At 29.8% G+C, this 23,602-nt stretch carries 19 protein-coding genes; 5 read left to right on the forward strand and 14 right to left on the reverse strand.

What is annotated here, in order from left to right:
- Window positions 1-124: 124 nt before the first annotated feature.
- Window positions 125-910 (reverse strand): PfkB family carbohydrate kinase, encoded by a 786-nt coding sequence (locus IBJ83_RS06150; RefSeq protein ID WP_201275782.1) that lies wholly within the window; start codon window positions 908-910, stop codon window positions 125-127.
- The gene (locus IBJ83_RS06155; RefSeq protein ID WP_333473021.1) at window positions 910-1,470 is read right to left on the reverse strand and encodes an ECF transporter S component; all 561 of its coding nucleotides are present in this window, start codon (window positions 1,468-1,470) and stop codon (window positions 910-912) included. The genes IBJ83_RS06150 and IBJ83_RS06155 overlap by 1 nt, the downstream gene beginning before the upstream one ends.
- A gap of 87 nt (window positions 1,471-1,557) precedes the next feature.
- On the opposite strand from IBJ83_RS06155, the gene pdxR reads away from it, so the two are divergent.
- Both pdxR and IBJ83_RS06165 read left to right on the forward strand, forming a co-directional pair.
- Entirely contained in the window at window positions 1,558-2,880 is a 1,323-nt protein-coding gene (pdxR, locus tag IBJ83_RS06160; RefSeq protein ID WP_201275784.1) for a MocR-like pyridoxine biosynthesis transcription factor PdxR, read from the forward strand.
- An 8-nt stretch (window positions 2,881-2,888) separates the two neighbouring features.
- Window positions 2,889-3,293, forward strand: a complete 405-nt coding sequence (locus IBJ83_RS06165; RefSeq protein ID WP_201275785.1) for a GNAT family N-acetyltransferase — start codon at window positions 2,889-2,891, stop codon at window positions 3,291-3,293.
- 127 nt (window positions 3,294-3,420) lie between these two features.
- On the opposite strand, the gene IBJ83_RS06170 is transcribed toward IBJ83_RS06165, so the two are convergent.
- The 9 genes from IBJ83_RS06170 to IBJ83_RS06210 form a co-directional block, all read right to left on the reverse strand.
- A complete protein-coding gene (locus tag IBJ83_RS06170; protein ID WP_201275786.1) occupies window positions 3,421-4,845 on the reverse strand; it encodes a carbohydrate-binding domain-containing protein in 1,425 nt (474 codons plus the stop codon).
- Between the two features lie 130 nt (window positions 4,846-4,975).
- Window positions 4,976-6,190: a sensor histidine kinase gene (locus IBJ83_RS06175; protein WP_201275787.1), complete on the reverse strand. Its 1,215-nt coding sequence runs from the start codon at window positions 6,188-6,190 to the stop codon at window positions 4,976-4,978.
- Entirely contained in the window at window positions 6,180-6,860 is a 681-nt protein-coding gene (locus IBJ83_RS06180) for a response regulator transcription factor (RefSeq protein ID WP_201275788.1), read from the reverse strand. Before IBJ83_RS06180 ends, IBJ83_RS06175 begins: the two co-directional genes overlap by 11 nt.
- A 108-nt stretch (window positions 6,861-6,968) precedes the next feature.
- A complete protein-coding gene (gene pflA / locus IBJ83_RS06185; protein ID WP_201275789.1) occupies window positions 6,969-7,697 on the reverse strand; it encodes a pyruvate formate-lyase-activating protein in 729 nt (242 codons plus the stop codon).
- Window positions 7,698-7,788: 91 nt separating this feature from the next.
- Complete coding sequence (gene pflB, locus IBJ83_RS06190; RefSeq protein WP_201275790.1) at window positions 7,789-10,035, reverse strand: formate C-acetyltransferase; 2,247 nt, start codon at window positions 10,033-10,035, stop codon at window positions 7,789-7,791.
- A 343-nt stretch (window positions 10,036-10,378) separates the two neighbouring features.
- Window positions 10,379-11,752 carry an aminopeptidase gene (locus IBJ83_RS06195; protein ID WP_201275791.1) on the reverse strand — a complete coding sequence of 458 codons (1,374 nt, stop codon included), beginning with the start codon at window positions 11,750-11,752 and terminating at the stop codon, window positions 10,379-10,381.
- 74 nt (window positions 11,753-11,826) lie between these two features.
- On the reverse strand, window positions 11,827-13,086 hold the full coding sequence (locus tag IBJ83_RS06200; protein ID WP_201275792.1) for a DUF4097 family beta strand repeat-containing protein: 1,260 nt from the start codon (window positions 13,084-13,086) through the stop codon (window positions 11,827-11,829).
- Window positions 13,079-13,390, reverse strand: a complete 312-nt coding sequence (locus tag IBJ83_RS06205; protein WP_068474136.1) for a PadR family transcriptional regulator — start codon at window positions 13,388-13,390, stop codon at window positions 13,079-13,081. Before IBJ83_RS06205 ends, IBJ83_RS06200 begins: the two co-directional genes overlap by 8 nt.
- Window positions 13,391-13,526: 136 nt before the next feature.
- Window positions 13,527-14,552 (reverse strand): threonine aldolase family protein, encoded by a 1,026-nt coding sequence (locus tag IBJ83_RS06210; RefSeq protein WP_201275793.1) that lies wholly within the window; start codon window positions 14,550-14,552, stop codon window positions 13,527-13,529.
- Between the two features lie 320 nt (window positions 14,553-14,872).
- Between IBJ83_RS06210 and purD the strand changes: the two genes are divergently transcribed.
- The gene (gene purD, locus IBJ83_RS06215; RefSeq protein ID WP_201275794.1) at window positions 14,873-16,099 is read left to right on the forward strand and encodes a phosphoribosylamine--glycine ligase; all 1,227 of its coding nucleotides are present in this window, start codon (window positions 14,873-14,875) and stop codon (window positions 16,097-16,099) included.
- A 92-nt stretch (window positions 16,100-16,191) separates the two neighbouring features.
- Here purD and IBJ83_RS06220 read toward each other — a convergent pair whose 3' ends face one another.
- The 3 genes from IBJ83_RS06220 to IBJ83_RS06230 all read right to left on the reverse strand — a co-directional run bounded on the left by IBJ83_RS06220 (window position 16,192) and on the right by IBJ83_RS06230 (window position 22,057).
- Window positions 16,192-18,777: a leucine-rich repeat domain-containing protein gene (locus IBJ83_RS06220; protein ID WP_201275795.1), complete on the reverse strand. Its 2,586-nt coding sequence runs from the start codon at window positions 18,775-18,777 to the stop codon at window positions 16,192-16,194.
- Window positions 18,778-18,966: 189 nt separating this feature from the next.
- Window positions 18,967-20,559: an ABC-F family ATP-binding cassette domain-containing protein gene (locus IBJ83_RS06225; RefSeq protein WP_201275796.1), complete on the reverse strand. Its 1,593-nt coding sequence runs from the start codon at window positions 20,557-20,559 to the stop codon at window positions 18,967-18,969.
- A gap of 187 nt (window positions 20,560-20,746) precedes the next feature.
- A complete protein-coding gene (locus IBJ83_RS06230; RefSeq protein WP_201275797.1) occupies window positions 20,747-22,057 on the reverse strand; it encodes an NCS2 family permease in 1,311 nt (436 codons plus the stop codon).
- 329 nt (window positions 22,058-22,386) lie between these two features.
- Between IBJ83_RS06230 and IBJ83_RS06235 the strand changes: the two genes are divergently transcribed.
- Window positions 22,387-22,872 (forward strand): GAF domain-containing protein, encoded by a 486-nt coding sequence (locus IBJ83_RS06235; RefSeq protein WP_068474076.1) that lies wholly within the window; start codon window positions 22,387-22,389, stop codon window positions 22,870-22,872.
- Between the two features lie 10 nt (window positions 22,873-22,882).
- Window positions 22,883-23,485, forward strand: a complete 603-nt coding sequence (locus tag IBJ83_RS06240; RefSeq protein ID WP_201275798.1) for a YdcF family protein — start codon at window positions 22,883-22,885, stop codon at window positions 23,483-23,485.
- The last annotated feature ends 117 nt before the right edge of the window (window positions 23,486-23,602 follow it).

Below are 23,602 nucleotides of genomic sequence, written 5' to 3' on the forward strand. Positions count from 1 at the left end.
AAATAATCATAATCGATAATAAGTATGACAAATAAATTGCTATTTTCTTTAAATTTAGTACATACGTCCGTGATAATCCGATTCTTTATTTAGCTCTATAAGTTTTTTTGAAACAAAAAATAGGCTATTCGCCTATTTTAAAATTTTGTAAATTTATTTCGTTTAGTCCGTCAATTTTTTCTTGTTTTTGAATGTTTTCAAGCAATAATTTTTGAATTTTATCAATGGAATTTTCTAAATTTTCTCCTTTTAGCAATTCACTTGTAACAAGGGAAGAAAATGTATCGCCTGTTCCACAGATTTTTATGTCGATTTTTTCTGTTTCAAACCATTTTTTTGAATTTTTTGAGAAATACAAAGTATTTAGTTTATTATCCTCTTCAAAACTTTTGATTAGAACTTGTTTTGCACCCATTTCAAAAAGTTTTTCTGCAATTTTTTCTACATCTTTTCTTTTGGTTTCAGAAAAATCTTTTTTGTAATCTGTAAGTAAAATGCTCTCCGTTAAGTTTGGAGTTACAATATCTGCAAACTTAACAAATTCCTTGTAAAATTCGATTTGTTCTTCTGTTGCTCCTGAATATTTTGCTCCATTGTCGCCAAGTATTGGGTCTAAAATAACTTTTCCTTTAAATTCTTTCAAAAAGTTTTTTATTACTTCAAACTGTTCTCTGCTATCCACAAAGCCTATATAAATTGCATCAAAATTTTGAATTTTTTTGATTTTTTCAAATATTTCTGAAAAATTCGGCATTTCAAAACTTAAAAAGTCTTTATAAGCCATATGTGAAGAAAATATTTTTGTTGGAATACCAAAAACTTCATTCCCATTTTGTGTTAATATGGAAATATTGACCTTTAAGGCACAATTTCCAACACAACAATAATCGTTAAAAACTAAAATTTTCATTATCTGATAGTTTTCTTTATGATTGGTTTTAAAGCCTTAACCAAGATCACAGCGATTATAACTCCAACTACTGCATTAGTTGATGAAGCCCATAGTCTTTGAATACCTTTTGCTATTGCTCCGGCTTGTGGCAATCCCTTAACATATATGTCTGTAATGTAGCTTTTTGATAGGTACAAAATTACATAAGTTACTGCTCCTGTAATTGAACCGATTAAGTTTTTCTTAAAGTTTTCTGCGTTTGCTCCATTAGAATAAGCAATTGTTCCACAGATAAAAGCCATTAAAAACTTAAATGTAAATGTAAATGGAGCAGAAGGAAAATAAATAGGATTTATAAGGTCAAAAATTGCTGATCCCAAACCTGATGCAAGTCCCCCTGCAATAGGTCCCAATAATAATCCGCATAATAAACAAAATCCGTTTCCGATATGTACTCTTGTCATACTCGCTCCAAGCGGTATTTGGATTTGAATTTGTGAAGCTACAAAAACAACTGCTGCCATCACTCCTATTAATGTTATTTTTTTTATATTTAGTTTGCTTTCCATATAAAACACTCCTTTGATTAATTTGGTCAAATATAGTATAATACATTTATTGATACTATTTGTAGTGTCAAAATTATATTTTTTTATGGGGTCAGAATGTTAGTATTAAATAATGGTGTAATTTACCTACAAATATATGAATATTTCAAAAACGAAATAATAAATGGAACATACAAAGCAAATACAAAACTTCCAAGTAAAAGAAATCTTGCAAAGGAATACAAAATCTCGCTCAACACGGTTGACAATGCTTACTCAAAACTTTTAGAAGAAGGTTTTATCTACTCTAAAGAAAGACAGGGCTTTTTTGTTGCAGACGTTGGAGAACTCTATGTCTTTGATAGCAAGCCTATACATATCGAAAAGGAAGAAGAAAATATCGAATATGACTTTTCGTACAATGGAGTAAGCACGGAATTTCCATACAAAGCATTTAAAAAAATTTCTGCAACTATTTTTGACAACAAAGACATTTTAGAAAAAGTTGACTATCAAGGCTATATGCCTCTTAGAGTACAAATTGCAGAGTATCTAAATAAGTCGAGAGGTTTTAAAGCCGACCCATCGCAAATTATTATTTCAAGTGGTTCAGAATATCTTTTTCAAATAATTTTTAAATTAATTTCTGGAAAATTTGGCATAGAAGACCCTGGATATAAAATGCTACATAATATAATGGATACAAATGATATAAAGTATGAATTTATCCCTGTCGATGAAAACGGAATGAATTTGAAGGCACTTAAAAGTTCAAAATCCGACTTTTGCGTTATAACTCCGGCTCATCAATTCCCTACCGGCGTTATAATGAATATGCAAAGACGTGTTGAGCTTTTGAATATGAAAAAGATAAAGTATGTAATCGAAGACGACTACGACAGCGAATTCAAATATTCAAAAAGACCCGTACCTGCTTTAAAATCAATTGACATAAATGACAAGGTAATTTATATCGGCTCTTTTTCAAAGTCCATTTCTCCAAGTTTTAGAGTTAGTTTTATGGTTTTACCTTTCAATTTGGTTGAAAAATATAATAAAATTTTTAAATTTTTTATCTGCCCTGTTTCAATTATGGTACAAAAAATGTTGACCAGCTTTATTGAATCAGGTGAGTTTGAAAAACATTTAAACAGAATGAGAAAAATTTATTCTAAAAAAAGACAATTACTTATGGATATGTTAAGTGAAAGAGAGGATATTGTAGTAAAAGGAGCAGATGCAGGACTTCATATAGTTTTGGAATATCCTAAAAGCTATTCAGAGGAATTAATCGTAGAAAGGGCAAAGATGAAAAAAATCAAAGTCTATGGACTTAGCTCTTATGGAACAAAAAGAGAAATACCATCAATTTTATTAGGCTTTGCAACGCTTAGCGAAGAAAAATTAAAAGAGGGAATAAAATTATTTTTAGAAATTTAGGAGGTTTTATGAAATTTAAAGAATTTAATTTTAATGAGTATTTTGAAGATATAAAAAGAATTTATAAATCAGCAAATTGGTCGGCATATCTAAATGATGACGAAAAATTGAAAAGAGCTTTTGAAAATTCTCTGTGCTTTTTAGGTGCTTTTGATAATAGTAAATTAGTTGGATTTATCCGTTGTGTAGGAGATGGAGAACATATAGTTATTGTCCAAGATTTGATTGTGGATAAAGAATTTTATAGGCAAAAAATTGGAACAAAGCTATTTAATTTGACTTCTGAAAAATTTAAAGATGCTAGAGCATTTTGCCTTTTTACAGATATTGAGGATATAAGGGATAATGAGTTTTACAAATCGGTTGGAATGGTAAAAATAGAAGAAAAAAATATGGTTTCTTATATCAGATAAGTGGCTGAAGTTAAAGAAAGTACCATATTTGAAGATTTCTCCACTGCTCTTTTTAAAAAAGAAATAGCTGTGATTTTCTCACAGCTATCTTTATATAATCTTCAGTTATTTTTTCTATTTATTTCAATTATTTTTCAACAAGTTTGGCACTTCCGTAATTAATTTTATCCAATGTTATGTTTAAAACTTCACTTCCTGCCATTAATTTATATGTTTGTCCTAATTTCATATCATTAACACTCACTATTACATTCTTATAAGCTCTCTTTGGCTTGTATTTTGCTAGAACCTTTTTCATCTTATCTAAAACTTTCAGTTCTTCTTTAGTTTCTTTTGAAAAGCTCATCAAAACACTTCCTTGTGTTGAAAGTTCCCCAAAACTTTTAACCATCAAGTCATTTCCTGTTGCGATAAACTTTCCACCTGTTATACTGGCTGTACCGTCGTAGCCCATTGCTAGGCTTTTGCTATTTTGTGAGCCCTCAACAAAAGTTTCTCCTCCGGCGATAAAAATATCTCCCTCAGAATCTAAACCGTTTTTATCTGCTAAAATATTTACCTTGCCACCACTGATTTTGATATATAAGTCAGCGTTGGCACCTTTTTTGCTCTTCGCTTTTATCCCATCACTTTTTGAAACAACCTGTGTGTTTCCACCTTTTATGTCTATGCGTTTGCTTTCGATGCCATCTTCGCCACTTTTTATATCAAGTTCGCCACTTGCTATTGTTACGCTTGAATTTGATTTAATTCCGTCCTCTCCAGCTGAAATATCAAATTTCCCACTTGAAATATAAACACAACCTTTATCCTTATCTGTGTTGTGACTTACCTTTAATCCATTTCCTTTTTCTCCGGCTTTTATTTTATATTTTCCACCTGCAATGGCTACTGAACTATTTGAATTTACAGAATCCGTAGCAGTATCTATTGCATATTTTCCATCAACAAAAACAATTTTATCTTGAGATATAATCCCTCTACCATAAAGAGAAGAAAGATTTAAAACTCCAGTACCGTTAAAACTTAAATCGCTTTTTGAAAAAATAACTGAATTCTTGTTGTCCTCTGTTTCATCTATTGAGCCTTTTAAAGCCAATACATTTTCGCTTTCCGATGCAAGAGTTATGATAGTTTTTTTAGAATTTTTTATAAAAATCGGTGTATTTGTAGAAGAAGATAAATTTACACCATTTAAAACAATTCTAACTTTATCACTATTTTTTGCATTTACTATAATTTGTCCCTCTTCAAGTCTGCCGGTCAAAATGTAAGTTCCGCCGTAAGAAATTGTTAAAACATTTCCGGAAACACTAACATTTTTCCCTTTAACATTTGAAATATCACTTAAATCTATTTTTATTCCTTTTTTTTCGTCAATCATAGCATCATAATCATCGTCTTCAAAAAGATTTGCCTTATTTTCTTTATTTAACTTCATAGCTTGTAATGTCTGCATATTTACCTTTTTTGTAGGCTTGCTACAAGCAACCAAACAGCCAGACAATATAGCCAAACTAAATAGTTCAACTACCAATCTATTAGCCCTCATATTGCCCTCCTTAATATTCTTGACACTATAAAATCTCCCAATTCATTATCCTTATGCTAATATTTTACAACCCAAACCTTTAACAAACCTTAAATGAATTTTTATACAAAAAAAGTAGCTTTCGCTACTTTTAAAATTTAACTGTAAAAATAATTCTTTCTCCGTCAAAACTATCAGCAGAAATTTTGCCCTTATGTTTTTGAACAATCGACTGAGCAATGGAAAGCCCTATTCCATAGCCACCTGTTTTACTATTTCTTGACGAATCCGCTCTGTAAAATCTTTCAAATAAAACATTATAATTTTTAACTTCTAAATTATCTGCCTCATTTTCGACAGTCAATGTAATTTTCCTATTTTGTCTTGAAAGTTTTACTTTTATATCAGTTTTTTCTCTTGCATACTTAATTGCATTATCAAGAAGAATATTTACAAGTTGTCTAATCAGTTTTTCATCGCCTTTAAACGAAATGTCCTTTTCAACATCAACTAGAATATTTTTATCCAAGCTTAGAGCCAAGTCTTTAACTTCATTTGTCGATTCTTCTACAATATCAGAAAGTGAAAAATCCAACACTTCCAAAGAATTCAATTCCTCTAACTTTGTAAGCGAGATTAAATTTCCAATAAGACCGTTTAATCTATTTACTTGCTTATGAATATTGTTAGTCCACTTGCTCTGTCCACTTTCCATTTCAAGCACATCGGCACTTGTATTTATTATAGCAAGCGGTGTCTTTAACTCATGGCTCGCATCTGTAATAAAAGCATTTTGTTTTTCATAAGCCTTTACCATAGGAGAAACAGCTTTTTTAGATAAAATAATTGAAAAGAATGTAACAAGTCCTAATACAAAAAAGCTAATAATTATACTATTTTTCAAAGTTGAATAAAAAACGTCATAATCCTTTACAACATCTACAAATGCAATCAAAATGCCATTTTCAGCTGACGACACAACATACTTAAATCCCTTATAATAACCCGTCTTATCCCCTTTTGACAATACGGCTTTAGCATAATCAACAGCCTCAGAAGAACTTGTCAAAAAAACATCATCAGTATTAACCGTTACAATATTTTTCTTAACATCAGTCTTAACAGTAAAAAATCTATTTGAAAAACTCTTAGCATACGAAGCCTTATCCTCCTCTAAAGAATCCTCAAACATTGTAAATTTTGGCATCTCTCCGTCATTTAAAACAAGAATATTAAGCAAATTGTCCGAACTGTACTTAATATTATAAAAATTTGTAATATTCACAAACGCAGTTATAGATAAAAGGACAATAGTTATAATGCCAACAGAAAAATATACAAACTTTTTTCGAAGTTTATTTTCCATTTAATTCCTCCAAAGAATAACCAACATTTCTAGTAACCTTTATCTCAACATTAGCCTCCAACTTCGCAAGTTTTTTTCTAATATATGAAATATAAACCCAAACAACACTTATATCAGAATCCGTATCATAACCCCATATCTTATCCATAAAAGTATCTGCAGAAATTATAGTAGAAGGAGCAGACATAAACATTTCAAGCATTTGAAACTCCTTGCTTGCAAGTTTATAATTTCCTTTTTTAGAAGATAACTCAAAGTTAGTTCTATTCAAAGTAATATTTCCAAAAGTCAAAACATTATCCGTAATATTTTCTTTTCTTCTAGTTATAGCTCTAAGTCTTGCAAGAAGTTCTTTAACTTCAAAAGGCTTAGTAAGATAATCATCTGCTCCACTATCAAGTCCAACAATCTTATCATCCAGTTCAGACTTTGCAGTAAGCATAATAACCGGAATACTATTTCCCTCTTCTCTTATAGTTTTCAAAACAGTTATTCCATCAACCTTCGGCATCATAATATCTAAAATAACAGCATCATAATTCTCTGCACCAAGATAAGTAAGAGCCTCCTCTCCGTCATAAACAACATCAACAGAATACTTATTGCCTTTCAAAATCGCACAAAGACCATCAGCCAAATCTATCTCATCTTCACAAACCAAAATTCTCATAAAATCACCCCGTACTTTCTCAAATATATGATACAAGTATAACCTTAAAACAACTTAAAATCAAGTATAAAAAAAAATCACTCAAACGAGTGATTTTAAATATAATTATTAATTTAAATTTAATTTACTTCTTACATAACTTTCGAGCATAACAGCTTTTTCTTTATTCATTGCTGGAACGTCTTTTAGTTTGTAATCTTTTCCGATTTCTTTATACTTTGCAACGCCCATTACGTGATATGGTAAGATTTCAACTCTTTCAATTTTATCTCTATATGGTTTTATGATTTCGATAAATTTATCCATTGATTCTCTATTGTCTGTAAAGCCAGGCACCATTACATGTCTAAACCAAATTTTTCCTTTAAAATATTTTTCAATGTATTCTAGAAATGTAAAAAATCCGTCCATTTTTTGTTTTACCATTTCAATGTAGCCTTGGTTTGAAAAACTTTTTACGTCCAAAAGAATTGTATCCGTATTTTCTAAAATGTCTTTAAAATATTTTTCATTTCCGTAACCACTTGTATCTATGCAAGTATTATATCCATTTTCTTTTAGTAATTTTAGGGTTTCAGCTAGAAATTCTCCTTGTAAAAGAGGTTCTCCTCCGGAAAAAGTTATTCCACCATTTCCTCTGTAATAGGTTTTATATCTCTTAGCTTTAGACAGCACAAAATCAGGTGTTATCTCTGTACCCCCTTGTAATGTTTGTGTATCCGGGTTATGACAGTAAAGGCATCTTAACGGACAGCCTTGTAAAAAGAAAATTGTCCTTATGCCCGGTCCGTCAACAAGACCCATTGTTTCGATTGAATGTAGTCTGCCTATTACCATAAAATCACCTTTAATCATTAATTTATATAGTTCTTTTTATGTAGAAAAAACAAAGCAGGGTATCCTGCTTTGTTTATATGTCAACAACTAATTAGCAATGTTCGTGGAAAGTTCTATGAATTACTTCCATTTGTTGTTCTTTTGTAAGTCTGTTAAATCTAACTGCATATCCAGAAACACGAATTGTAAGGTTTGGATATTTTTCCGGATGATCGTAAGCATCTAATAAAGTTGCTCTGTCAAGTACATTAACATTCAAATGGAATGCTAATTGTTCAAAATAACCGTCCATTAAGTTTGTTAAATTAACTTTTCTTTCATCTTCACTCTTTCCTAATGCTGTTGGAACTATTGAGAATGTATTTGAAATACCGTCTTGACAACATCCTGCAAAAGGAATTTTCGCAACTGAGTTAAGTGATGCAATCGCACCAGTCTTATCTCTTCCATGCATTGGGTTTGCTCCCGGTCCAAATGGTTCGCCTTTCTTTCTTCCGTCTGGAGTTGTTCCAGTTTTCTTACCATAAACTACGTTTGAAGTTATAGTTAAGATTGAAAGTGTATGTTCAGAATTTCTGTAAGTTGGAGTTTTTCTAAGTTCATTCATAAAGCCTTCGATAACTTCTACTGCTAATGAGTCAACTCTGTCATCATCGTTTCCGTATGTTGGGAAATCTCCTTCTATTTCAAAGTCAATAGCTAATCCATTTTCATCTCTTATTGGTTTAACTTTTGCATATTTAATTGCACTTAGTGAGTCTGCTACGATTGAGATACCTGCTACACCAAAAGCCATGTATCTGTGAACAAAAGTATCGTGTAGAGCCATTTGTCCTGCTTCGTAAGCATATTTATCATGCATATAGTGAATTGTATTCATTGTATTTACATAAAGTTTTGCAACTTTTTCTAAAACTAATTTGTAGTTAGCATAAACTTTATCAAAATCTAAAACTTCATCTTTAATTGGTTCAATACCATCTAAAACTTTGATTAAAGAACCGTCTTTTGCTTTTTTCATTTCGTCAACGCCACCGTTAATAGCGTAAAGAAGTGATTTTGCAAGATTTGCTCTAGCTCCGAAGAATTGCATTTGTTTACCAATTACCATTGAAGATACACAACAAGCAATTGCATAGTCATCTCCATGAACCGGTCTCATTGCATCATCATTTTCATATTGTAATGAACCTGTTTGAATACTCATCTTTGAACAATAATTTTTCCAGCCTTCCGGTAAATCTAAACTCCAAAGAACAGTCATATTTGGTTCTGGTGAAGAATCTAAATTAGTTAAAGTGTGTAAAATTCTAAAAGCTGTCTTTGTAACTAATGTTCTTCCATCAAGACCCATACCACCTAGAGATTCAGTAACCCAAGTAGGATCTCCAGCGAATAAATCATCATATTCAGGAGTTCTTAAATGTCTCATCATTCTAAGTTTCATAACGAATTGATCGATTAATTCTTGAGCTTCGCTTTCTGTTAAAGTTCCTTCATCAATATCTCTCTTGATGTAGATATCTAAGAAACCGCCATTTCTACCAAGACTCATTGCAGCTCCGTTGTTTTCTTTAACGGCTGCTAAGTAACCGAAGTATAACCATTGAATAGCTTCTTTAGCATTTTTAGCAGGAACAGAAATATCACATCCATATTCCATAGCCATTTTCTTCATTTCATCTAAAGCTCTGTATTGTTCAGAAAGTTCTTCTCTAAGTCTTATTATATCTTCAGAAGCTAATTCACTTTCTAATTTTTTGTATTCATTTAATTTATCTTCTCTTAATCTGTCGATACCATAAAGAGCAACTCTTCTGTAATCGCCGATAATTCTTCCACGTCCGTAAGCATCAGGAAGACCTGTTAAAAGACCAACAGTTCTAGCTTTTCTCATTTGAGAAGTGTAAGCATCGAATGTTCCTTGATTGTGAGTTTTTCTAAATTCATTGAAATATTTTTCAATAGTTGGATCCATTTTTAATCCGTAAGCATCTAAAGAATTTGTTACCATTCTATATCCACCATAAGGATTTACGATTCTCTTCATTGGTTCATCAGTTTGGAAGCCTACGATTAATTCATTTTCTTTATCTAAATATCCTGCCGGGAAGTTATTAATTCCAGAAACTCTTGTAGTATCAACTTTAATAGTTTTTGTTCTAACTTCTTCTAAAATTAAATCTTCAGCTTTTTTCCATAAATTTTTTGTTCTTTCAGTTGGCTCTGCTAAGAAACTTTCATCTCCTTCATAAGGAGTATAGTTTAATTGAATGAAATCTCTTGTATCAATATTTTCAGTCCAATTACCAGTTTTAAAACCTCTCCATGCGTCCATAAAATCATCTCCTATTAATCATTCATTTTTTAGATTTATCTAAATATGTAATTTATTTTTCTTTGTATATATATTTTACAATATTTTTTTACATTTATCAGTGATTGCAATCACAAAAACAGCAAAAAACGTTTTTATTTTTAAAAAAATCACACAAAAAGTCAATTTTAAAATTAATGCTTACAAAATTTTATATTAACTTAATTTCCCATATTGTAAAATTAAGTTAGCCAGTGAGAATAGAAAAAAACACTGTTGAAGAATACAAATAGTTAAAAAAATATTACAATTTTACAAAAAAGATAAAAAAGAGTGCTAGTCAAAACTAACACTCTTTAATTTTTTAAAGCATAAATGCTTTGTATGCTTTGTAACTCATATAAACGTCTATTTTACTTGTAACTTCGTAAGGTGAGTGCATACTTAATGTAGCAGGGCCTGCATCTAAAACTTCAGCGCCATATTTTGCAAGTAGTAGAGCGATTGTTCCACCACCACCTTGGTCAACTTTACCAAGTTCTGCAGTTTGCCATACAACTTTATTTTCTTTGAATACTTTTCTAACTTCTGCTAAAAATTCAGCATTTGCATCACTTGATCCGAACTTTCCACCGCTTCCAGTATATTTGCAAATTGAAATACCTGAACCGATAAATGCAGAGTTCATTTGTTCACTAACATCCGCAAAGTCAGGATCAAAACCTGCTGCAACGTCAGCTGATAAAACTTTTGAATTTTTTAATGAACGATTAACTTTTAATTGGCAAAATTCTCCTTCAAGATTTACAAGTTCAGTCATTGTATTTTCCCAGAAATATGATGCCATTCCTGTATTACCCATTGAACCTATTTCTTCTTTATCCATGAATAATCCACAAGCTGTTCTCTTTGGATTTTCAATTTCAAAAATTGCACGCATTGTTGTAAAAGCACAAACTCTATCGTCTTGTCCATAGCTTAAAACCATTGATCTATCAAGTCCTAAGTCTCTTGCTTCTCCTGCCGGTACAATTTCCAATTCTGCAATTTTGAAATCTTCTTCTTCAAAATTATATTTTTCTTTTATCAATTTTAGAACATTTTCTTTAACAGCATCTTTTTCAGTATCCTTTAAAGGCATATTGCCCATTAAGATATTCATTTGTTCTCCAACAAGAGCCTCACGAGCTGTTTTAGCTAATTGATTTTTTGACAAGTGAATCAATAAATCTGTTACACAAAATACTGGATCGTCTTTATCTTCTCCGATATGTATATCAATTTTTTCTCCGGCAGAATTGTAAACAACCCCATGAATTGCTAGAGGAATTGTTGCGTATTGATATAATTTAACTCCACCATAATAATGAGTTTTCATTTTTGTTAAATTATTCGCTTCATACAAAGGATTTTGTTTAACATCTAAACGCGGACTGTCTATATGCGCCCCAACGATATTTAGTCCATTTTCTAAAGGTTCAGTTCCCATTACAAAAAGAGCAACTGACTTATTTTTATGATTTAGATAAAATTTATCTCCGGCTTTGAATTTTTCACCTGTTTTGTAAAGTTCTTCTAAATCTCTAAAGCCTTTTTCTTTCGCTTGACGAATAATTTCTGTACAAGCAAGTCTTTCTGTCTTTGCAACTGTCAAAAACTTTTTATAGTCTTCACAGAAATCAAAAACTAAATTTTTTTCTGCATCTTCAATTTGTAACCATGCACTCTTGTTAGTCATATTCTTCCTCCTAATATAAAATATTTTACAACACCATTATAACATAATTAAGTTTACAATTAAAGATCTAAAACTTATCTTATAGTAACTTTACCCGCTTCACATTTTATCTTCATATTAACGTCTGAATTTTTATTCTTTCTTCCGTGTTTTCCAAAGCCTGAAAAAGATTCTTCGAAAATTCTCACACTTCCCATTCCAACACTGTATTCGTATTCTATTTCTCCATATAATTTTTCAACTTCTAAAGTTGCATTTCCTGCATTAACATCAAGTTTAAACATCTCTTGGTATTCTACTTCACCTTTAATATTTCCGGCATTTACAACAACATCAAAATATTCAACTTCCATATCATTTAAAGTAACATTTCCTGCGTTTACTTGTAAATTGAATTTTTCAAGTTCCAATTCGTTGATTCTAAGATTTGTAGCATTGATTTCTCCTGAAATTGAAACATCTTCAGGAATATAAATAGTAAGAGTAGAATCTTTAATGAACTCATCATCTATTTGAATTCCGTTTTTATTAACTTTTCCAACCAAGCCTTTATTGTAAATCTTTAACTTATCGCCTTTCTTTTCGCAGAAAAGTTTTGTTCTCTTTACATTTCTTGCCTTTACTCTGACAAGCTCATCATCGCTTCTCTCAAATTTTACATTTAAAGCATTTAAGTCAATATCTATATAATCAATACCCTCAAAAAAGGTATCCATATTTTCATTTGAATAGTCCATTTCATCCTCATCATAAATTTCATAATCATCTTCACTCGGTTGATATTTAACTCTAACATATTTTTTAGCATATTTTCCAGGATTATTTGAAATATCTCTTACCAAAGTTCTATATAAAAACTTTATAAGCCATATAAAGGCGTAAAGCAAAATTATAAAGCATAAAACTCTAAAGCCCCAGTTAAATACGGAAGTAATATTAAAAACTATAGAAAACGGTAGAGTGAACAGCGAAATAAGTAAACCTATAATCGAAAAAGTAACCCATAACGCAAAACAAACAATAGCAATAACAAAAATTGGAACTAAAACAGGGAATGAGAAAATCCCAAGACCAACCAAAGACAACTTTTTCCAAAAACTACTTTTCTTTTTGCCGTTGTTCTTACTCTTCTTTTCCTCCATTTCAATATCATCAGCTAAAATTTCCATTGCAATTTTTCTTGGATTTCCAAAACTGCTTGGCACCTCGTCATCAAATCCTATACCTTGCTCATCAAACATTTCATTGTAAAAATTTTCTACATTTTCTCTTTCATCTTTAGAAATATTTTTTAAATAAGACATAAGTTTTTTCATAAAAGTTCGTCTATTCATCACTACCTCCAATAATCTGATTTACCTGTTCAACATATAAATCCCATTTTTCTTTATTAAAAATCAAAACATCTCGTCCCGCTCTAGTTATACGATAGTATCTTCTATTACGACCATCAAAAGAAACATCATAACTCTCCAAAAGTCCACCCTTTAAAAGCCTTCTCAAGACAGGATACAAAGTTGACTCTGAAATTTCAATAGTCGCCATAAGTTTTTGAGTGATTTCATAACCATAAGTATCTCTTCGATTAACTATCGCAAGAACACAAAAATCTAAAATTTGTCCTTGTATCGAAAACATAATTTCTCCTTTCTAAAAATCTATTATTAACTTATCTATATTATATAGTGTATAATATATAAAGTCAATATATTTTTTAAAATTTTTCACAAAAAAACTGCTACCAAGGGTAACAGTTTTTAAACTTAAATTAAAATTAAAATAATTCTAACAATTTATCAACATCTTCTTCTTTTGTTGACCAGTCAGTAACAAGTCTAATGATTGTATGATTATCATCGTATTTTTCTCTAAAGCTAAATACAACCTCTTTCAAAAGCTCTTCAACTTTTTCATTTTCTAAAATAGGAAATTGTAAATTTGTCGGAGATTCAAAGTAGAATTTGTATCCCTTTGCTTTAAGACCGGCTTTTAGCTTTTCAGCCATATCAATTGCATGTTTACCTGCTTTAAAGTACAAATCATTTGTAAAGAATTCATCAAATTGTGCTCCTGTTACATAACCTTTTGCAAGTAATGCTCCATGAGTTTTTATAAAAGTTGAAAAATGTTTTTGACAATTTTCTTTTTTATAAACAAGAGCCTCTCCAAACAATGCACCAAGTTTTGTTCCACCTATGTAAAACACGTCGCATAATCTTGCTATATCAGCCATTGTAACATCTGTTTCTCTTGCTGAAACTCCATAGCCAAGTCTTGCTCCGTCTAGGATAAAAGGGATTTCATATTCTTTACAAATAGAAGAAATTTTTTCAAGTTCAGCTTTTGTATATAATGTTCCATATTCTGTTGGGTGAGAAACATAAACAGCTCCTGGATAAACAGAATGAGTTTGTAAATCATCATTATAAAAACTTACTAAATAATCTTTTAATTCATCTGGATTCATCTTTCCTTGATGTTGAGGAATTGTTAAAACCTTATGTCCGGTATATTCTATCGCTCCTGCCTCGTGAGTACTTATATGTCCTGTAGTAACAGCTACAACACCTTCATAAGCTCTTAAAATAGAATTTACCATAACAGCATTAGTTTGAGTTCCACCAACTAAAAAGAAAATTTCTAAATCATCTCTTTCACAAACTTTTCTTATCTTTTCTCTAGCACTCTCACTAACTTTATCACAACCATAGCCGGATAATTTTTCCAAATTAAGCTCCCCAATTCTCTTTAAAATTTCCGGATGCGTTGCCGTTGAATAATCGTTTTCGAAGAATAACATATCTTTTCCCCCTAATAAATAATTGTAAAATACACAACAATAATATTATAAAACAAAATATAAAAATTGTAAATAATAATGTTCTTTTTTTATCAATTTTTATTAAAAAACTCAAAAACTTTGCTTTATACTTTTAAAGTTGAAAAAACTTTATTAGAGTGATATAATATGAATAACTCTATAAAATAGAGTTATTCATATTTCATCGTGTTTACATTAATTTAGTTATCAAAAAGGAAACACGATATAATAAATTAAAAATTAATAAATTTAAAATTAATAAACAAAAAATAATAAAAAAATATAAACGAGGTGATTTTATGAAGGTACTTATTGTAGGTAAAGGTGGTCGTGAACACGCAATGTTAAAGGCTTGTAAGAAAAGCAATTTGGTTGAAAAAATTTATGTTCTACCGGGAAATTGTAAAATGGAAGATGCGACTAGGGTAGATATTGATATGTATGATATTGAAAAAGTAAAGAATTTTGCAATAAAAGAAAATATAGATTTAACTTTGGTAGGCCCTTCCGATGTATTGGCTCTTGGAATAAAAGATGAATTTGATAAAGTAGGTTTAAACATTTTTGCTCCGACTAAATCTGCTACAAGAATCGAATCAAGCAGGTATTTCACTAAACAACTTATGGAAAAATTAAAAATTCCTACAACTAAATATGTTGTATTCACAGACAGAGAACAAACATTGAAATTTGTTTCAACTCTTGAAAAATTCCCTGTAACCATAAAAATCGACTCTTTATCAAAAAATTTGGGCATTTTTATTGCAAGAAGTAATAAAATGGCAAATGATATAGTAAATGAAATATTTGACGAAAATGAAAATTCAAAGATTTTAGTTGAAGAATTTGTTATGGGTAAAGAATTTTCAATTTTTACATTAGTTAAAAACGAAAAAATTTATCCTTTACAAATAGTTAAAGACTATAAGAGAACTTCAGACAGCGAGGACGGAGAGCATACTGGTGGTATGGGTGCTTGTAGCCCGGTTGCTAAAGTTACGGATAATGAAATAGAACAAGTTGTTGAAAAAATTTTAAAACCGATGGCTAAATCAATGTACGAGGACGGTTACGGTTTCGAAGGATTTTTATATGGAGAAATTGTAATAACACAAGACGGAATAAAAGTTTTAAGTTTTAATGCAAGACTTGGCGACCCTGAGGCAGAAGTTTTACTTCCTAGATTAAAATCCGATTTCGTTCAAAATATTCTTGACGTAATGAATGGCAAAGAACCTGAAATAGTTTGGAGCGATGATGTTTGTGTTGGTATTGTACTTGCATCAAACGGTTATCCTTCAAAAGAAAAATGTCAAGATAAAATGAAACTTGTTCCTGTCGATAATGACATTTGTTTTATGGGTGTTGAAGAAAAAGAAGGAGAAATTTTTGCTAAAGGTGGAAGAAATTTAATCGTAACAGCAATGGCAAAAGACTTTGAAACAGCAAGAGAGCTTGCATATAAAGACATAGAAAAACTAAAAACAGATTCATTCTTTTACAGAGAAGATATTGGTAAATTTTAAAAAACAAAGGTACGCTAAAAATTTTGCGTACCTTTTTGTTTTATTTACTTTTTAAAAACTTCCTCAACCGTTTCTAATACTATAATTAGATATTATTTTTTCTTCTTTGAAGAAATAACGCCTCCAATTACTGCTAATACTGTCAAACATAAAGATGTATTTGATAAATTTGTTTTAACAAGTTTTGTTTTTCTTTTATTTTCAGAATTTTTTTCCTTATCTTTATCCTTATCTTTATTAATTTCTTTGTTTTTATCAATTTCTTTGTTTTTATCAATTTCCTTGTTTTTGTCAATTTCCTTGTTTTTATCGATTTCTTTGTTTTTATCTTTATCCTTATCCTTATTTTCAGGAGTTTTTTGTGATTCATACACTATTGCAAATTTAGAAAAATGTGTTGTATGGAATTTTACTTTATCGATTTCATCTTCAAAATCATGTTCTACCAATTCCCCATTATCTTTTACATAATATACATTTTTAACTTTTTCAGTTTTAGATTTTTTTATTTTAACAGTATATTTTCCTGTTTTAATATCTACTATTTTCGCATCTTTATTTTCAAAATATATATCATATAAATCGGCATTTTTATTTTTTAAAGATTCTATTGCATTTGAATCCAATTTTTTAAATTTTAGATTAAAATCTTTGATTTCTTCAGTTCCTTCAACATGTATATCCTTATTTTCTTTATTTATATGAGTCTCAGGTTCGCTAGGAATATCAGGTTTGCTAGGATCAGAACTTTCCGGCTTTTTAACTGAAACTTCAACTCTCATTGCTTGATATTCAATTCTATCATGTCCGGTATTATATTTATATACTACTTTTGGATTTTCTACTTTAAAGAAATTTTCATTCAACGTTAAAATTCCAGTTCTTTCATTATAAGAAATATTTTCATCCTTTAAAAATAAAATTTTTGAAATATTTTCAGTTCCAAAAAACTTATTCATATCAATTATAAATTTTCCATCTTTATATTCTGCATTTATCTTAGTTTTTTGAGTATGATCATAATAAGCATCTTTAATAAAACTAACATTTGATAAATCTAGAGTTTTTATTTCATTTCCATAAATATTAAGACCTGAAATAGTTTTTTTCCCTAAATTTAATTCCTTTAAATGATTTTCTTTCAAATGAATTTGTTGTAATTTTGGATTTTTTGTTAAGTCAATTTCTGTAAGTCCATCTTCTCCAAAATTGTTATTTGCAGAAAAATACTGTAATTCAGGATTGTTTTTTAAATTAATAGTTTTTAACTTATGATTATCAATTGAAAGATGTTCCAAATTTTTAAGTGATGATACATCTATTTCTTCAATTTTTTCTTTTTGATGAGAAAGGTTTAAATATTTTAACATCTTGACATTTGAAAAATCTATACCCTTATTAAAATTATTTTCAGGTAAGTTTTTATCATGTACATCATTAGATAAATCAAGCCAGTTAAAAGTATCAGTCTTTGGCAATATTAATTCTGTAAGATTATTGTTATTTGCCTTCAATGAAATAAGCTCTTTTAAATTAGATAAGTCCAATTTTTCAAAGCCTATTGAATATAAATCAAGATATTGCATTTTTGGAAAAGCTGATAAATTAAGAGCTTTATTACTAGCTCCTTTCGCACTCAACATAGTAATATTTGACAAATTTTCAATACCTGTTAAATCCATTCCATTATCTAACTGAATTTCTTTAATATACTCTATTTGAGATGGAAATATATCATAATTTTTCTTTGATTTTTCCTTATCTACATCATTTGGAAAATGATTAACTATATCTCTATTGTTTTCATATACTTTTTTTCTTAAATTAATATCTTTAATATCTATAGGTTTTGTCGTTTCTTTTTGTTTTTCTTTTAATGTCGTAACTATAACAGGATTTTTTCCATTTTCATAAATCGCATTATTAAAATTAACGTTTAAATCAAATAAATCTTGCTCAGTTTTTCTTTGAATTAAATTATCATCTGTTTTATTTTTTTCTAAAGTTAATCCTGTAGGACCAACCAATCTCAAAGTATAAGCCATAGGATTATATTCTATATTTTTTAAAATTATAGAATTGTTTTCAACTACACTTTCGACTTTAACTTCTCGCTTATCGTGGTCAAATAATTTAAACTTGACACTTGATAAATCATGTGTTAAATTTTCTAAATTTATTTTTAAATCATATTTTAACTCATAGTTTATTGCTACTAGAGGATCTTTTGTAGTATCTATATAGTATGGTTCTCCTTCATCATCACCAGAATAGTCAATCCCCGTAAATACCGGTACTTTATCCTCTCTAAAATTATAGTCCGCACTCTTTACTTTAAATCCAAATTCATTTGCATTAATATTATTTTCAGGACGAAGTTCAATTCCTTGTTTCATTCTTGGTAATTCTGCAACTAGTTTATTATCTACAAATTCTGAAAAAACTTTTTTAAAACCTGTATTCCCAGAATAATCATAATATTCAAGTTTTAATTTAAGTCCTTCTTTTTTGATTTTATCAAAATTTGTAACTTTAAGCCCGTTAATATACGGAATAAATTCTGCTTTGGCAGTTGCAACTTGTTGTTTAACAACCTTTGCACTAGATGGAACAGAAGCAATTAATGTTGTACTTGAAATAGACAATGCCATTAACAAAGATAAAATTTTTCTTTTCATAAAAACCTCCTTATATTTTATTAAGTATAGCGAAATTGTACCAATTCTACATAAATTTGTCAATAGTTATATATTAAAAATATCTTATATTTTTTTTAAAATAAGCATTTTAAAAGCTCATCTAAATAAACTAGATGAGCTTTTTACCTATCGTCTAGGTACGCTAAAAATTTTGCGTACCTTTTTGTTTTATTGATTTTCTACAAATCTTTCGATGTATTCTTGGTAAGTCATAAGTCTATCTTCAAATACATTTTCTTCGATGTGTATAATTCTGTTTGCGATTGTATTCATAAATTCAGTATCATGACTTGCAAACAAGATATTTCCTTTAAATGCTTTAAGTCCGTTATTCAAACTAATGATGCTTTCAAGGTCTAAGTGATTTGTCGGTTGGTCAAGAATTAGAACATTTGAATTTTTAAGCATCATATATGATAGCATCATTCTAACCTTTTCTCCCCCGGAAAGTTTTTGTGCCGGTTTTAAGGCATCATCTCCTGAGAATAACATTCTTCCTAAAAATCCTCTGATATATATTTCAGATTGTTCTGTTGAATATTGTCTTAACCAATCAATTAGATTGTAAGGAGTATCTTTGAAAAATTCCGTATTATCCTTTGGAAAATATGATCTTGAAATCGTAACACCCCATTTAAAGTTTCCACTATCAGCCTCCATTTCTCCGGATAAAATTTTAAAAAGTGTTGATATAGCTAATTCATCGCCGATAAAACCGATTTTATCATTTTTATTAACCATAAATGAAACTTTGTCTAGGACGAGTCTTCCTTCAATAGTTTTTGAAATTTCATTTACCTCTAAAATTTGGTTTCCAACTTCTCTTTCCATTTCAAAACCAACGAATGGATAACGTCTTGTTGATGGTTGTATATCCTCAATTTGAATTTTATCAAGTAATTTTTTACGGCTTGTCGCTTGTTTTGATTTACTCTTATTAGCAGAGAATCTTGCAATAAAGTTTTGTAATTCCTTGATTTTATCTTCTTTTTTCTTGTTTTGGTCTTTTATCATTTGCGCCATAAGCTGACTTGATTCATACCAAAAATCGTAATTTCCAACGAAAATTTTAATTTTTCTAAAGTCAATATCAACCATATGAGTACAGATATTATTTAAGAAATATCTGTCGTGGCTAACTACAATTACAGTTCCCTCATAATCCATAAGGAAATTTTCAAGCCATAATATGCTCTTAATGTCCAAGTCATTAGTAGGTTCGTCAAGTATTAAAATTTCAGGATTCCCAAAAAGTGCCTTTGCAAGTAAAACTTTAACTTTTTCCTTACCGGAAAGCTCACTCATCTTGCTTTCATGTAAATTTGTTCCGATTCCAAGTCCTTGAAGTAATGATGAGGCATTAGCCTCTGCACTCCAACCGTCCATATCTGCAAACTCAGCCTCAAGTTCAGACGCTAAAATTCCGTCCTCATCTGAAAAATCCTCTTTTGCATAGATAGCCTCTTTTTGTTTTATGATTTCCATTAAACGTGCATTTCCCATAATTACAACGTCAATAACTTTTTCATCTTCAAACTTAAAGTGGTCTTGTTCTAAGAAACTCATTCTAGTATTCGGTTTTATGGAAACAGAACCTGTATCAGGCTCAAGCCTACCTTCTAAAATTTTTAAAAAAGTAGATTTTCCTGCTCCATTTGCTCCAATTACTCCATAGCAGTTACCCGGAGTAAAAGATAAATTTACGTCATCAAAAAGTTTTTGACCTTGAAAACTTAAACTTAAATCTATTACATTTATCAATTCATTCACCTCATAAAAATATTCATTTTGTTAAATTAACACAAGGCTAATTGTAACATATTTCGTGTAAATAAGCAAATAATTGGATATTAATTTTAAAAAAACAAATAGGATAAAGTTAAATTTTTTCAAAAACTTTGACTTTATAATTTCACACAAAAAAACGAGCCCTTAAGGCTCATTTTATCTACATAACTGATTCTGCAACAAATTTTAGTATGAATAATAAAGCTAAGATATAAACAACTGGTGATGCCTCTTTTGCTCTTCCTGAAACTAATTTTAATATGGCATAAGAAACTATACCAAAAACAATTCCGTTTGCGATTGAGTATGATAATGGCATCATAATAATTGTTAAGAAAGCGGGTAATGCTTCTGTATAATCTTCAAAGTTAATTTTCTTAATTCCTGTAATCATAAATAATCCTACTACGATTAAAGCAGAAGATGTTGCATAAGTTGGAATTATAGAGAAGATTGGTTGGAAAATTAAAGCTAGTAAGAAAAGACAAGCTGTAACGATAGCTGTAAGTCCTGTTCTACCACCTTCAGCAACCCCTGATGCACTTTCAACAAATGTAGTTACTGTTGATGTTCCAAGTATTGCCCCAACTGTTGTTCCGATTGAGTCGGCGAAAAGTGCTTGTCTTGCTCTTGGAAGATTTCCGTCTTTGTCTAGCATATCAGCTTTTGATGCAACTCCTACAAGAGTTCCAACTGTATCGAATAAGTCAACGAATAAAAATGCAAAAAGCGCTACAAACATTTCTGTTGAAAAAATTTTACTAAAATCAAATTTCATAAAAATTGGTGCTATACTTGATGGTGTTCCAACAACTGCTTTTGGAAGTTCAGAAACTCCACAGATGATTGATACAACAGTTGTAGCAAGCATACCAAATAAAATAGCTCCGGGAACTTTTTTTACGAGTAATAAAATTGTAAATAAAATACCGAAAATTGTGATTAATGAAGTTGCACTTGTAATAACTCCTAAATCTAGTGGTATTCCCTTTCCTTGTTTAACGAGTCCTGCTTGATATAAACCTAAAAATGCGATGAAAATACCAATACCTGCACTAACTGCTTGTTTAAGTGAATAAGGCATAGCATTTACAATCATTTCTCTAACCTTTGTAAATGTTAAAACTAAAAATATAATACCTTCTAATAAAACAGCTGTTAAAGCAAATTGCCAGCTATATCCTCTACCAATTACAATTGTATATGCAAAGTAAGCGTTCAAGCCCATACCAGGAGCCAATGCAAAAGGATAATTTGCACAAAGACCCATTATAACAGTTCCTATGAATGATGCGATAGCTGTTGTTGTAAAAACTGCTCCTTTATCCATTCCTGCCTCAGATAAAATTGTAGGGTTTACAACTAATATGTAAGCCATAGTCATAAAAGTAGTAATACCGGCTAAAATTTCTGTTCTAACACTTGTTTTGTGTTCTTTAAGTTTAAAAAACTTTTCCAAAAATGTACTCATAAGTCCTCCTAAATAAATTTTTTTCATAAAAACAAAAATAACTCTTAAAGAAATTAAAATTCAAAAAACAAATGCCCAGAAAGTAGGCTTCAAGCGAAACCTACCTTCTGGGCTTTTCTCCCTTAGGTGTAGTGCAAAGCACCTGCACAGCTTGGTCCAGCAAGAAAAATCTTCGGAACCCTATGTGCACTTTCTCTTTTGAGTTATCAATATTACTCTAATATGATAACAATAAATAGATATTTTGTCAATACATTATTTATATAAATCTGGTATTTTAAAAGATTTTATGTTAATATAATAGTTAATAAATAGTTAAGGAGATTTTTATGTTTAATCCGATAAAATACGAAGGAACTTTAGGAGAACAATATTCCTATTTAATAAGAGATTTATATGAATTATGTAATCAAGAAACAAATACAATTGCAAATTTATCAAATGCAGTTGCACTTCTAAATTTTTTCTTAGAAGATATAAATTGGGTAGGTTTTTACATTTTAGAAAAAGAAACCGATAATTTAGTGCTTGCACCTTTTCAAGGACTTCCTGCTTGTGTTAGAATCAAAGTAGGAAATGGAGTTTGTGGAACAAGTGCAAGTCTAAAAAAGACTTTGAATATCGAAAATGTTCATAATTTTGAAGGACATATCGCTTGCGACGGAAAAAGTAATTCTGAAATTGTAATTCCGATTTTTAAAGATGAAAAACTTTTTGGAGTTTTAGATATTGACTCCCCTATTTTTAACAGATTTTCAAAAGAAGAAGAAACTTACCTTGAGGCATTTGTTAAGCAACTAGAAACTCATATTTAAGGAGGTTGTTTTGAAAAAATTTTTAAAACTTATCATATTTTTAGGACTATGTATAATTGTTTTAATTCAATCTTTAATTTTTCATTCACAAAAAAATAATATGGATACTTTTGAAAATTATGTTTTTGTTCTCGGAGCAAAAGCAAACAACGGAAAACTTTCAAAAACTTTAATTTCAAGACTTGATACAACCGTTGAATACTTAAACAAACACAAAAAAGCCAAAGCAGTTTTATGTGGTGGCACAGAAAAAGGAAATGAATTTTCTCAAGCTGAATATATGCAAAAATATTTGCTACAAAAAGGAATCGAAAAAGAAAGACTAATCGTAGAACCAAATAGCAAAAATACTTTTGAAAATATAAAATTCGGGCTTGAAATGTTGGATAAAAAGCCAAATGAAATTATGGTAATTTCTTCAAGTTATCATTTGTTTAGAGCTAAACTGATTTTTCATAGATTTGGAATTTTAGCAAAGACAGTTCCTGCAAAAACTCCAACAAATTCAATTCTTATATCATATACAAGAGAAACTCTTGCCGTTATAAAGACATTTTTGTTTGATAAACCTACAAATGAAGATATAGAAAAACTGTATCAAAAAAACAGATAAAAACATATAATCCCCGTTAAAACTACGACTTGTATATTAACCCATATTGTAAAATTAAGTTAGCCAGTAAGAATAGAAAAAAACATCTCAAAGAGGTATAATAGTAATTGAACAAAA

The organism is Parvimonas parva, from assembly GCF_016552165.1.
Taxonomy (GTDB): domain Bacteria; phylum Bacillota; class Clostridia; order Tissierellales; family Peptoniphilaceae; genus Parvimonas; species Parvimonas parva.

Bases quoted from the DNA above. Each gene is read 5' to 3' on its own strand.
- IBJ83_RS06165 (WP_201275785.1), top strand. From the start codon at position 2,889: ATGAAATTTAAAGAATTTAATTTTAATGAGTATTTTGAAGATATAAAA.
- IBJ83_RS06235 (WP_068474076.1), top strand. From the start codon at position 22,387: ATGTTTAATCCGATAAAATACGAAGGAACTTTAGGAGAACAATATTCC.
- IBJ83_RS06180 (WP_201275788.1), bottom strand. From the start codon at position 6,860: ATGAGAATTTTGGTTTGTGAAGATGAGATAGATTTGGCTGATGGTCTT.
- pflA (WP_201275789.1), bottom strand. From the start codon at position 7,697: ATGGTAATAGGCAGACTACATTCAATCGAAACAATGGGTCTTGTTGAC.
- pdxR (WP_201275784.1), top strand. From the start codon at position 1,558: ATGTTAGTATTAAATAATGGTGTAATTTACCTACAAATATATGAATAT.
- IBJ83_RS06175 (WP_201275787.1), bottom strand. From the start codon at position 6,190: ATGGAAAATAAACTTCGAAAAAAGTTTGTATATTTTTCTGTTGGCATT.
- IBJ83_RS06170 (WP_201275786.1), bottom strand. From the start codon at position 4,845: ATGAGGGCTAATAGATTGGTAGTTGAACTATTTAGTTTGGCTATATTG.
- IBJ83_RS06205 (WP_068474136.1), bottom strand. From the start codon at position 13,390: ATGTTTTCGATACAAGGACAAATTTTAGATTTTTGTGTTCTTGCGATA.
- IBJ83_RS06195 (WP_201275791.1), bottom strand. From the start codon at position 11,752: ATGACTAACAAGAGTGCATGGTTACAAATTGAAGATGCAGAAAAAAAT.
- IBJ83_RS06210 (WP_201275793.1), bottom strand. From the start codon at position 14,552: ATGTTATTCTTCGAAAACGATTATTCAACGGCAACGCATCCGGAAATT.
- IBJ83_RS06230 (WP_201275797.1), bottom strand. From the start codon at position 22,057: ATGAGTACATTTTTGGAAAAGTTTTTTAAACTTAAAGAACACAAAACA.
- IBJ83_RS06150 (WP_201275782.1), bottom strand. From the start codon at position 910: ATGAAAATTTTAGTTTTTAACGATTATTGTTGTGTTGGAAATTGTGCC.
- purD (WP_201275794.1), top strand. From the start codon at position 14,873: ATGAAGGTACTTATTGTAGGTAAAGGTGGTCGTGAACACGCAATGTTA.
- IBJ83_RS06220 (WP_201275795.1), bottom strand. From the start codon at position 18,777: ATGAAAAGAAAAATTTTATCTTTGTTAATGGCATTGTCTATTTCAAGT.
- IBJ83_RS06200 (WP_201275792.1), bottom strand. From the start codon at position 13,086: ATGAATAGACGAACTTTTATGAAAAAACTTATGTCTTATTTAAAAAAT.
- pflB (WP_201275790.1), bottom strand. From the start codon at position 10,035: ATGGACGCATGGAGAGGTTTTAAAACTGGTAATTGGACTGAAAATATT.